General features: G+C 65.6%; 8 protein-coding genes. All 8 read left to right on the top strand.

All coding sequences use genetic code 11. The features are described 5' to 3' along the window. Window positions 1-80: 80 nt before the first annotated feature. The 8 genes from BXA07_RS17965 to BXA07_RS17930 all read left to right on the top strand — a co-directional run bounded on the left by BXA07_RS17965 (window position 81) and on the right by BXA07_RS17930 (window position 10,985). Complete coding sequence (locus BXA07_RS17965) at window positions 81-1,706, top strand: ShlB/FhaC/HecB family hemolysin secretion/activation protein (RefSeq protein WP_244556325.1); 1,626 nt, start codon at window positions 81-83, stop codon at window positions 1,704-1,706. A 56-nt stretch (window positions 1,707-1,762) separates the two neighbouring features. Further along, window positions 1,763-3,532: a DUF2341 domain-containing protein gene (locus BXA07_RS17960; RefSeq protein WP_076569487.1), complete on the top strand. Its 1,770-nt coding sequence runs from the start codon at window positions 1,763-1,765 to the stop codon at window positions 3,530-3,532. Window positions 3,533-3,545: 13 nt separating this feature from the next. Next, window positions 3,546-3,956 carry an ExbD/TolR family protein gene (locus BXA07_RS17955; protein WP_034753784.1) on the top strand — a complete coding sequence of 137 codons (411 nt, stop codon included), beginning with the start codon at window positions 3,546-3,548 and terminating at the stop codon, window positions 3,954-3,956. 10 nt (window positions 3,957-3,966) lie between these two features. Further along, window positions 3,967-4,683, top strand: a complete 717-nt coding sequence (locus tag BXA07_RS17950) for an energy transducer TonB (RefSeq protein ID WP_244556324.1) — start codon at window positions 3,967-3,969, stop codon at window positions 4,681-4,683. 37 nt (window positions 4,684-4,720) lie between these two features. Beyond that, a complete protein-coding gene (locus tag BXA07_RS17945) occupies window positions 4,721-6,454 on the top strand; it encodes a putative porin (RefSeq protein WP_076569485.1) in 1,734 nt (577 codons plus the stop codon). Window positions 6,455-6,460: 6 nt separating this feature from the next. After that, entirely contained in the window at window positions 6,461-7,150 is a 690-nt protein-coding gene (locus BXA07_RS17940; protein WP_139335636.1) for a hypothetical protein, read from the top strand. 32 nt (window positions 7,151-7,182) lie between these two features. Next, window positions 7,183-7,671: a YbjN domain-containing protein gene (locus tag BXA07_RS17935; RefSeq protein ID WP_244556323.1), complete on the top strand. Its 489-nt coding sequence runs from the start codon at window positions 7,183-7,185 to the stop codon at window positions 7,669-7,671. Between the two features lie 209 nt (window positions 7,672-7,880). Beyond that, window positions 7,881-10,985, top strand: a complete 3,105-nt coding sequence (locus tag BXA07_RS17930) for a DEAD/DEAH box helicase (RefSeq protein WP_076569480.1) — start codon at window positions 7,881-7,883, stop codon at window positions 10,983-10,985. Window positions 10,986-11,006: the final 21 nt, after the last annotated feature.

The following is an 11,006-nucleotide window of genomic DNA, read 5'->3' as shown; positions in this document are numbered from 1 at the left end:
TCTTGCTGAACATGGCGCTCAGCACCGCGCTACCGGGTAGGGCAACCGATTGAATTTGAGGTGAATGGAATATGCGTGAGATGAAGAAACGAGGTAATGGCGCGCCGCAGGCGCCCGCTACCGCCCTGAGCCTGCTGTGCCTGGCGATGCTGGCGCTGCCCGGCATGGCGCGCGCCCAGGATGCGGTCCCGGCGGCCGCTCCCGTGGCCGCGCCGGAACGGCAAGTGACCATCGAGGAATACCTGGTGCGCGGCAATACCGTGCTCGACGCCCGCGCCATCGAAGCGGCCGTCACGCCCTTCCTGGGGCCTGGCCGCACCCTGAAGGACGTGGAAGGGGCGCGCGACGCCCTCGTTGCGGCATATCAAGCCCGGGGTTACCAATCCGTCTACGTGGACTTGCCCGAGCAGCAGGTGGAGCAGGGCGTGGTGGTGCTGCAGGTGAGCGAAACCAAGGTGGGCCGCCTGCGCGTGGTCGGCGCGCAATACAACTCGCCACTCGACGTGCGCCAGCAGGTGCCGGCCCTGACGGAAGGCACGGTGCCCGACTTTACCCAGGCGCAGGTCGAGCTGACGGCGCTGAACCGCGGCCCCAAGCGCCAGGTGATGCCGCTGGTCAAGCAGGGCAGCCTGCCCGGCACCATGGACGTGGACCTGAAAGTGGACGACAGCAGCCCGTGGCGCGCCAGCGTGGGCCTGAACAACGACTACAGCGCCGATACGAAGAAGTTGCGCACCAGCATGTCGGTCGGTCACGACAACCTGTGGCAGCTCGGGCATAGCGCCACCATCAGCTTTTTCGGCACGCCGGGCGACCTGAACCAGACCCGCGTGTGGTCCGCCTCGTACGTGGCGCCCATCGGCACGCAGGGCTGGAGCGTGGAAGCGAGCGGCTATAAGTCGAACAGCAACGTGGCCAGCACGGGCGGCACCAGCGTGCTGGGCAAGGGCCATGCGCTGGGCATGAAGCTCAACTACACGGTGCCCAACAGCGGCATCTGGTGGCACAGCTTTTCCGCCGGCATCGACTTCAAGGATAACCAGGAAGCGCTCAAGCTCAATGGCACGGGCAGCAATATTCCGCTCAAGTACGTGCCCCTGAGCGTGTCGTATAACGGCTTTGCGCAGACGGAGGCGGCCACGTATGGCCTGGGCCTGTCGCTGGTGGCCGGCACGCGCGCCTCGTTCGGCTACGGCAGCGACAGCGCGGCCTATGACGACAAGCGCTACAAGGCCTCGCCCAGCTTCCTCGTGCTCAAGGGCGACGCCAACACCACCTACACCCTGGGCAGCGGCGCGCAGCTGCACGGCCGCCTGTCGGGCCAGCTGGCCGACGCGGCACTGGTGTCGGGCGAGCAGATGGCCGCCGGCGGCGCCAACTCCGTGCGCGGCTACCTGTCGGCCGAAGCGACGGGCGACTACGGCGTGTCCGGCACCGCCGAATGGCGCACGCCGCAGCTGACGTACTTCAGCCGCCTGGAAAACTGGCGTCTGTATGCGTTTGCCGATGGCGCGCGCCTGCGCCTGCGCGATCCGATGCTGGAACAGAAAGACCTGTTCGGCCTGGCGTCCGTGGGCGTGGGCAGCAGTTTCCAGTTCCTGCGCTACCTGAATGGCCGCATCGATTTTTCGTATCCGCTGCGCGAGGGCCCGCGCACGCACAAACACGTGCGCCGCATCAATTTCAACCTGTCGGCCAGCTACTGACGGGCCAGCTCAACAGCACTGCACTTTTCTAGACTTTAATTCGGAGAATCACTGTCATGCAACGTTTATTATTCCTGCTCACGATCCTGGGCACGCTCGTTCCCGGCCTGGCGCATGCCTGGTGGCAGCCCGACTGGGCTTACCGCAAACCCGTCACCGTCGATGCCGGTCCCAAGGCGGGCGCCGTGGGCGGCGATCCCGGCCGCATTCCCGTCCTGCTGCGCTTGCATTCGGGCAATTTCAACTTCGAAGGCGTCAGCGACAACGGCGCCGACCTGCGCTTCGTGGCCGGCGACGATAAAACCGTGCTGAACCACCAGATCGAGCAATTCAACCCGCTGCTGGGCATCGCCCTGATCTGGGTCGACGTGCCGGCCCTCACGGCAGGTACGCCGCAGCAGCTGTGGATGTACTACGGCAACCCGAAGGCGCCCGCCTCCGGCAATGGCCAGCGCACGTTTGATCCCGATTACAGCCTCGTGTACCACTTCACCGAACCTGGCGTGCCCTCGCGCGACAGCACCGCCTACGGCAACCACGCGCAGACGGCCGTGCCGGCGCTCGACGGTTCCGTCATCGGCGCCGGCGCCCGCCTGGGCACGGCAGCGCTGATGCTGCCCGCCTCGCCTTCGCTGGCGCTGGCCGCCGGCGCGCCGTTCACCTTCTCCGCCTGGGTCCGCCCGGACAGCCTGGGCGCACAGCAAGTGCTGTATGCGCGCCGCGACGGCGCCAGTGAATTGCTGATCGGCGTGGACCAGGGCGTGCCTTTCGTGCAGGTCAACGGCCAGCGCAGCAAGCCGGGCCAGCCTATCCAGGCCGCGCAATGGTCGCACCTGGCCGTCAAGGCCGACAAGAACAACGTGGCCCTGTACGTGGGCGGCCGTCCTGCCGTCTCGCTGGCCACGGCCCTGCCGGCCTTCGCCACGGCCGCCTCGGTGGGCGCCGACGTCAACACGACGGCCGGCCTGGCCAACTTCACGGGCGCCATCGACGAGCTGCGCCTGTCGCGCACGGCCCGTCCCGATGCCCTGCTGCTGGCCGACGCCGTCTCGCAAGGTTCCGAATCGCGCCTGGCCGTATTTGGCGCCGATGAACAGCAGGCGGGCAAGAGCCATTTCGGCTTCATCATCGCCGCCATGCCGCTCGACGCCTGGATCGTCGTCGGCGTGCTGGGCCTGATGATGGTCTTGTCGTGGATCATCATGATCGGCAAGGGCCGCAGCTATGGCGCCATCTCGCGCGCCAACGCGCAATTCATGCAGTCCTTCCACGAAGCGGCCGGCGCGCCGCTCGACCACCTGGCGCGCAACGGCAAGCTGAGCACTGCCGTGAAGAGGGATTCCTCGCTGTGGCGCCTGTATGACGTGGCCATCGACGAGATGCGCCGCCGCCATGACCGCGGCTACGACCTGAACGCCGTGTCGAACGCGACGATCGGCGCCATCCGCGCCGCCATGGATGGCGTGATGGTGCGCGAAAGCGAGCGCATGTCGAAACGCATGATCTGGCTCTCGACCACCATCGAAGGCGCGCCGTATGTGGGCCTGTTCGGCACCGTGATCGGCATCATGCTGGTGTTCGTCGTGGCGGCCATGGCCGGCGCCGTGGACATCAACTCGGTGGCACCGGGCATGGCGGCAGCGCTGCTGTGTACGGCTGCCGGCCTGGGCGTGGCGATTCCCGCGCTGTTCGGCTACAACTGGCTGTCGTCGCGTTCCGACGCCATCGTCGCCGATATGGCCGTCTTTGTCGACGAATTCGCCACGCGCCTTGCTGAAGAGCAGGGCGACGGACGCCAGCTGCGTCCCGTGCTGCAGCAGGCGTGAGGGGCGCATAACCATGGCCACCTCCGCCAAGTTTACCCCCCGCAAGCGTAGCGGCGGCATCAACATCACGCCCTTCGTCGACGTGCTGCTGGTGGTGCTGGTGATTTTCATTCTGACCAGTAACGCCAGCATTCCCGGCATCAAGGTCGACCTGCCCAAGGCCAGTTCGGCCATGGCGCTGGAAAAACCGAAGACCAAGGCCATCACCATCGACAACGCGGGCCAGGTCTTCCTCGACGCCTATCCCGTCACCCTGCCCGAGCTGGAAGAGCGCCTGCGCACGGAAAAGGCCCTGACGCCCGACTTTCCCGTGATCGTGCGCGGCGATGCTGCCGTGCAATACGCGAAAGTGGTCGAAGTGCTCGATCTGCTGCGCCGCATCGACCTGAACCAGGTGGGCCTGGTGACCGGCAAGCCGGCATGAGGAGCGCAAGGTGAAGCGTGACGACATGATGAAGATGGCTGCCTCGGAACCGTCGGGCGCCGCGCAGTGGTGGCGCCGCTGGGGCGGCGTGGCCGGCGGTGTGCTGCTGGCCGGCGCGCTGGCCGCGCTGGTCTGGTATCTGCTGTCCGATACGGCGGCCACCAAGCGCGAAGTGGCGGCCACGCCCATGCTGATGCTGCCGCCCCCGCCGCCCCCGCCGCCGGAACCGGAAAAACTGCCGGAACCGACGCCCGACAAGGTGGTGCCCGAGGTATCGGAGCCGGAACCGACGCCGGCCGACAAGCCGATGGACGATGCGCCGGAAAGTCCGTCGCCGGACAAGGGCGACCCCGTCACCATCGACGGCGCGGCGCAGGCCGGCAGCGACGCTTTCGGCATCCAGGCCGGGCGCGGCGGCGGCATGAGCGGTAGCGGCGGTGGCGGCGGCCTCGGCGCGGGATCGTACGGCCGCTATGTGGCCAATGCCCTGCAGATGGCCTTTGCCCGCGACCCGCGCACGCGCCAGCTGGCGTTCGCCGATATCCGCGTCGACCTGTGGCTCGATGCGGAAGGCAAGACGACGAAAGTGCTGCTGGTGCAGGGCACGGGCAATGCGCAGACGGATGAGCAGGTGCTGGCCATGGTGCGCGACTTCCGCGCCGACGAGCGGCCGCCGGCGTCCCTGCGTTTCCCGGCCCGCGTATCCATTAAAGGCCGCCGGCCATAGCGTCCCCAATTCATATTAATTTTTTTCGAAAGAAACAATGAATTCCATATTTTCTTCCCCACAGCGTGCGCGCCGTCTTCCGCTGGCGCTGGCCGCTTTCGCCCTGAGCGTGGCGGCGGGCGCGGTACAGGCGCAGGCACCGGCCGACAGCACCATGGTCAAGCTGATCCGTGGCCTGATCCAGAGCGGTGCCCTCAACAAGGATGCAGGCGAGGCGCTGCTGGCGCAGGCGCAGAGCGAAGCGCTGGCCGCCGCGCAGGCCCGTCCTGCCGCCGCGCCGGCCGCCCTGGCGCAGGTGCAGCCGGGTGACGTGCGCGTGCCCTACATTTCGCAAACCGTGCGCGAGCAGATCCGCGACGAAATCAAGGGGCAAGTGCTGGCCGAGGCAAAAGCGGGCGGCTGGGCGGCGCCGAATGAAACGCCGGCATGGAGCAAGCGCATCCGCGTCGAAGGCGATGTGCGCGCGCGCTATGAGTCGCGCTATTACGACATGGCCAACAGCAATATCGAGATCGACTGGCGCTCGCTCAACAGCGGCAGCGGCTATGACGTCAATGCGAATACCAACCTGGCCCTGCCAGCGCTGCTGAACACGCGCCAGGACCGCAAGAATTTGCTGCGCGCGCGCGCCCGCCTGGGCGTCCTGGCCGACATTTCCGAGAACACGCAAGCGGGCATCCGCCTGGCCAGCGGCAACGACGACAGCCCGGTCTCGACCACGCAAACCCTCGGTGGCGGCCTGGGCAAGAAAAACATCTGGCTGGACCAGGCCTGGCTGTCGTACCAGCCCGCGTCCTGGCTGAAACTGACGGCGGGCCGCTTCGACAACCCGTTTGTTTCCGGCGACGAACTGTTTTCCAGTGAACTCAATTTCGACGGCATCGCCGCCAAGGTGCAGCAGCCCGTGGGCGCGAGCAAGGATGTCACCGTCTTCGGTACGCTGGGCATCATTCCGCTCGAATACTCGTCGGACAACGCACCTAGCCGCAGCCAGGCAAAAATGGCTAGCGAGAACAAATGGCTGTTGGGCGCGCAAGTGGGCGCCTCGTGGAAGATCAATGGCGACCATCAATTGCGCGGCGCCTTGGCCTATTACAACTTCCGCAACATCAGCGGCGAATATTCGCAGCCGTGCGCGCTGTACGCGGGCGCCGATGGCTGCAGCACGGACTGGTCGCGTCCGTCGAGCATGCAAAAGGGCAATAGTTTGATGCTGCTGCGCAATATCGCCCTGAACCCGCTCGATCCGGCGAACACGCCGCAGCCGCAATTCGTGGGCCTGGCGTCGAAATTCCGCCTGGCCAACCTGAACGCGCGCTGGGATAGCAAGGTCGCGGGCGGGCAGGACTTGCGCATCGAAGGCGATTATGTGCGCAACATGGCTTACGACAAGAATGACATGTGGGCGCGCGCCAAGGGCGGCATCATGAACAACTTCGGCGGCACGGGCGGCGTCTCGCAAGCCGATTTCAGGAGCGGCGGCAACGCCTACATGCTGCAGGCGACCCTGGGCAAGGCGAACACGCAGGCGCGTGGCGACTGGAACGTGCTGCTCGGCTACAAGCGCATCGAACCGGACGCCTTGCCTGACGCCTACAACGATTCCACCTTCCACCTGGGCGGCACGAATGCGCGCGGCTACTACCTGGGTGGCGCGTATGCGATCGACAAGAACACCTGGTTCAGCGGCCGCTGGACGTCGAGCCGCGAAGTGTTCGGTTCGGCCCTGTCGATCGACACCCTGCAAATCGAACTGAACGCGCGTTTTTAAGGAGCCATGATGTTGATATTCAACAAAACGCGCTTGCCGGTCTTGCTGCTGATGCTGCTTGCCGGTGGCGCCGCCCAGGCGCAGGGGCAGAAGGGGCAAAGCATGGAAGAGCGCCTGCGCGCCGAGTTGCGCAATGTCACGGCGCAATTGCAGCAGACGCGCGGCGAGCTGGAATTGCTCAAGGCCAAGGGTGCGCCGGCGGCCAAGGCGGCGCCGGCGGCCGCGCCCGCCAGCGACGGCTTGAAAAAGGAACTGGCACGCAGCCAGTCGCAGCTGGCGCAGGAGCGCGCGCAGCGGGAAAAACTGGCAGCCGAGCAGCAGCGCGGCGCCGCTGCCGCGCAAGAGACGGCCGCCAGCCTGGCGCAGTACCGCCAGGCCAGCGAACAGCTGGCCGCCACCGGCAAGCAGCTGGCAGCGGAGCGTGCGCGCCTGGACGGCGAAGTGGCGACGCAGCGCGGCGCCCTGGCCCGCTGCGAAGCCAAGAATGCCCAGCTGTATGCAACCGGGCAAGAGATCTTGCAAGCGTACGAATCGCTCGACGTGCTCGGTGTCATGAAGGCGCGCCAGCCGTTCGCCGCGCAAAGCCGGGTCAAGCTCGAACAAATCGCCCAGCAGTATGGCGACCAGCTGTACCAGGGCCGCTTTGATGCGCGTCAAACAGAAACGCCTGCCGTGCCCGCGCCGGCGCCCCAATAAATTGACTTTTTTTTGAAATGAATGGAATGACGATGGAAAACACGAATAACTTGCTGACCACCCTGAATGCCGAGCAAATGGCCGACGCCATCAAGACGGCCGGCTGCGCCGTCACCAGCATCGAACACGACGGCGTCGTGCGCCTGCACAGCGCCAGTCACGGCATCGGCTTTCAGGTGCTGTGGGGTAATGAAGCAGCGCCGGGCCAGTACGCGGACCTGACCCTGAGCTGCCCGCTGCGCGTGCAGGGCGGCGACTTGCCGGCCGGCTTGCTGGCCGAATGGCACCGCAGCAAGCGCTTCGCCCGCGTGGCCCAGCACGGCGATTTCGTCGTGCTGGAAATGGACGTGCTGGTCGCCGGCGGCGTCAGCCGCGAGTACCTGAATATCAATCTGCAATTGTGGACGCAGATGATGGGCCAGTTTTTCTTGTTCCTGCGCAACTTTACGCCGGCCGATACGGCGCCAGCCGCCCCGGCAGTCGCCGCCGGCGTGGCCGAAGAGGAAAGCGTGCCAGCCTGATAAGTCATCCTCAGGCGGCGAAAAGAGGCCCGTGACGGGCCTTTTTTTCCGCCAGCGGACCCCAAGTGTCGTATTAAATACTTATTTTTTAGGCATCGCGCATTAAAACTGCTCAAAGAGCGTGTGTGAATCAAGCCAGCAGCGCCTGTATGGCGGATAATATTGCCTGTTGCCGATTTGGATACGACCTTTACACAAAAATGCGCCCCATGGATTTTACCCGCGACGAAACCAGTGAAACCCCAGTTGCCCCGGCCAGCGCGCCGGGAGCGCCTTTGCCGTATGCCGTCGCCACCTGGCTGCAGCGGGTGGAGGCTGCCGCCCATCCGAAGGCCGTGCTGACGATAGCCGAGCCCGATCCCAAACTCAACGCGCATCGCCTGATCTACGTGCTGGCGCCCACCAGCGGCGGCCGCCACGTGGCCCTGTGCCTGTACAAGGCCCGCCTGCGGCCGAACGGCGACGTGGCGGCGGCGTCCCCCATCAGCGAGATCTTTTCCCTGCTGTCGGCGCCGCCCACGTTTTTGACGCCGGCCGACGAAGACCTCGTGCGCTTCTTCGTGGCCATGCGCAGCGGACAGAATTCGCAGACGGGCAGCGCCACGGAGCCGAAGGGCAAGGTGGGCGCGGCCCTGCTGAAAATGCTGGCCGAGCAGGATAAATTGCTGTGGGCCAATTCCTGGGCCGATGTCGGCAACGGCCTCGTGTATCCATTGAAGGAAGGTCCCGTGCGCCCGGCGCGCCTGTTCTGGCGCGACGAAGGCAAGACCATGCGCCTGGGCTGGCAAGTGGACCCGCCGGAAGGCGCGAAGCACCATGGCGCCGACCAGATCGACTACATGCTGCCCACCGATCCGCCGTGGTACATCGACAACCTGTCGTGCGGCGTGCTGGAACTGAACCAGGGCGGCTCCGACATCTCCCTGGCGGACCTGCAGGCGCTGGTGGCGCAGGCGCCGCCCCTGAACGCGAACGACAAGGTACGCGTGTCGCAACTGCTGCTGGCGCAGGGTTTGCAGCATCTGATGCCGCTGCCGCAACCGCTGCCGCAGCGCTTGCGCAAGGACGTGCCGGCGCAACCGGTGTTGCTGCTCGACAGCGCCATGCTGGCCGACGGCAGCCTGCAGCGCTGGCATGACTTCGCCGTGCTGTCCTACGACTACGATGGCGAGCGCGTCTCGTTCGACCCGTCGCAGCGCGTGGTGCGGCAAGTGGGCGACGTAACGGAAATTATCCAGAGAAACACGGCCGACGAGGCGCGCGCGCTGGCCACCCTGGCCGAGCTGCAATTCAAGAAGCCGGGCTCGGCCCCCTTGAGCGGCTTGAAGGGCGCCTTGCTGCTGCCTTCGCAGGCGGAATGGCTGCGTTTTGCCGAGTCCGGCATCGACGCCTTGCTGGAGCAGGGCTGGATCGTGGAAAAGACGGCCAAGTACCGCTACGATGTGAGCGACGTGGGCGACTGGTACGCGGAAATCGACGACCAGGACCCGGACAGCGGCAACGCCTGGTTCGAGCTGGAGCTGGGCATCGTCGTCAACCACGAGCGCGTGCCGCTGCTGCCCGTGCTGGTGCAGCTGATCCGCAACGCGCCCAACGATTTCAACCCGAAAGTCATCGAAGCGCATGCGGACGATGACCAGATGCTGGCCACCTTGCCGGACGGCACGCGCGTGGCGCTGCCGTGGGGCCGCGTGCGCCCGATTTTGAACACCCTGGGTGAACTGTATTTCGGCGACAAGATCAGGCATGCCGTGCGCATGTCGACCCTGGATGCGGCGCGCCTGGAAGAGCTGGCGCGCGGCCTGGACATGCAGTGGACGGGCGGCGAGCAGCTGCGCGCCATGGGCCGCAAGCTGAGCCAGTTCGGTTCCGTGCAGAAAGTGGCGGCACCTGCCGGCCTGCAGGCGACCTTGCGCGACTACCAGGCCGATGGCCTGGCGTGGATGCAGTTCCTGCGCGACCACGACCTGGCGGGCATCCTGGCCGATGACATGGGCCTGGGCAAGACCGTGCAAACCTTGGCGCATATCCTGGTGGAAAAGGAGGCGGGCCGCCTCACGCATCCGGCCCTCGTCATCGCGCCGACCAGCCTGATGGGCAACTGGCAGGACGAGGCGGCCAAGTTCGCGCCCGGCTTGAAGGTGCTGCTGCTGCAAGGCAAGGACCGCGCCCAGCAATTCGACCAGATCGGCCAGTGCGACCTGGTGCTGACGACGTATGCGCTGTTGCCGCGCGACGAGGAAACCTTGCGCGAGCATGATTTCCACCTCGTCATCCTCGACGAATCGCATTACATCAAGAATACGCGCAGCAAGGCGGCGCAAAGCGCGGGCCTGCTGCGCGCGCGCCACCGCCTGTGCCTGTCCGGCACGCCGCTGGAAAACCACCTGGGCGAACTGTGGTCGCAATTCCACTTCCTGCTGCCGGGCTTGCTGGGCGACGAGAAGACCTTCAATACGCAGTTCCGCCATCCGATCGAGCGCCAGGACGACCCGCTGCGCCGCATGCTGCTGAACCGCCGCATCAAGCCGTTCCTGCTGCGCCGCACGAAGGACAATGTGGCCAAGGAATTGCCGCCGAAGACGGAAATGGTGCGCAAGGTGGAATTGACGGGGCCGCAGCGCGACCTGTATGAAACCGTGCGTCTTGCGATGGATCAAAAGGTGCGCGAAGAAATCGACAAGAAGGGCGTGGCGCGCAGCCAGATCGTCATCCTCGAAGCGCTGCTGAAACTGCGGCAAGTGTGCTGCGACCCCCGCCTCGTGAAATCCCTGCCGGCAAAAAAACAGTCGGCCGGTTCGGCCAAGCTGCTCGACCTGATGCAGATGGTGGAAGACTTGCTCGACGAAGGGCGCAAGATCCTCGTCTTCTCGCAATTTACCAGCATGCTGGAACTGATCGAGGAAGAACTCGAGTCGCGCGACATTCCCTACGCCCTGCTGACGGGCGAGACGAAAGACCGGGGCGCGCAGGTGGCGGCCTTCCAGCAGGGCGCCGTGCCCATCTTCCTGATCAGCCTGAAAGCGGGCGGCGTGGGCCTGAACCTGACGGCGGCCGACACGGTGATCCACTACGATCCGTGGTGGAATCCGGCGGCGGAAAACCAGGCCACGGACCGCGCCTGGCGCATCGGCCAGGACAAGCCCGTGTTCGTCTACAAATTGATTGCGAAGGGCACGCTGGAAGAAAAGATCCAGCTGCTGCAGCAAAAGAAATCGGAGCTGGCGCAATCGATCCTGGCCGAAGGCGAATCGCAGAAGATGGCCCTCACGCAGGAAGACTTGCAGCAGATTTTCGCCCCGCTGGAAGATTAAGGGCGCGGCACGCTTATACTT

The organism is Janthinobacterium sp. TND4EL3 (genome assembly GCF_900156175.1).
In the GTDB taxonomy this organism is placed as follows: domain Bacteria; phylum Pseudomonadota; class Gammaproteobacteria; order Burkholderiales; family Burkholderiaceae_D; genus Janthinobacterium.
This window is presented reverse-complemented; position numbering and strand designations above follow the sequence as displayed.

Excerpts from the sequence above, each read along its gene's own strand:
- BXA07_RS17965 (WP_244556325.1), top strand. The coding sequence starts at position 81 with ATGAAGAAACGAGGTAATGGCGCGCCGCAGGCGCCCGCTACCGCCCTG.
- BXA07_RS17960 (WP_076569487.1), top strand. The coding sequence starts at position 1,763 with ATGCAACGTTTATTATTCCTGCTCACGATCCTGGGCACGCTCGTTCCC.
- BXA07_RS17955 (WP_034753784.1), top strand. The coding sequence starts at position 3,546 with ATGGCCACCTCCGCCAAGTTTACCCCCCGCAAGCGTAGCGGCGGCATC.
- BXA07_RS17945 (WP_076569485.1), top strand. The coding sequence starts at position 4,721 with ATGAATTCCATATTTTCTTCCCCACAGCGTGCGCGCCGTCTTCCGCTG.
- BXA07_RS17940 (WP_139335636.1), top strand. The coding sequence starts at position 6,461 with ATGATGTTGATATTCAACAAAACGCGCTTGCCGGTCTTGCTGCTGATG.
- BXA07_RS17935 (WP_244556323.1), top strand. The coding sequence starts at position 7,183 with ATGGAAAACACGAATAACTTGCTGACCACCCTGAATGCCGAGCAAATG.
- BXA07_RS17930 (WP_076569480.1), top strand. The coding sequence starts at position 7,881 with ATGGATTTTACCCGCGACGAAACCAGTGAAACCCCAGTTGCCCCGGCC.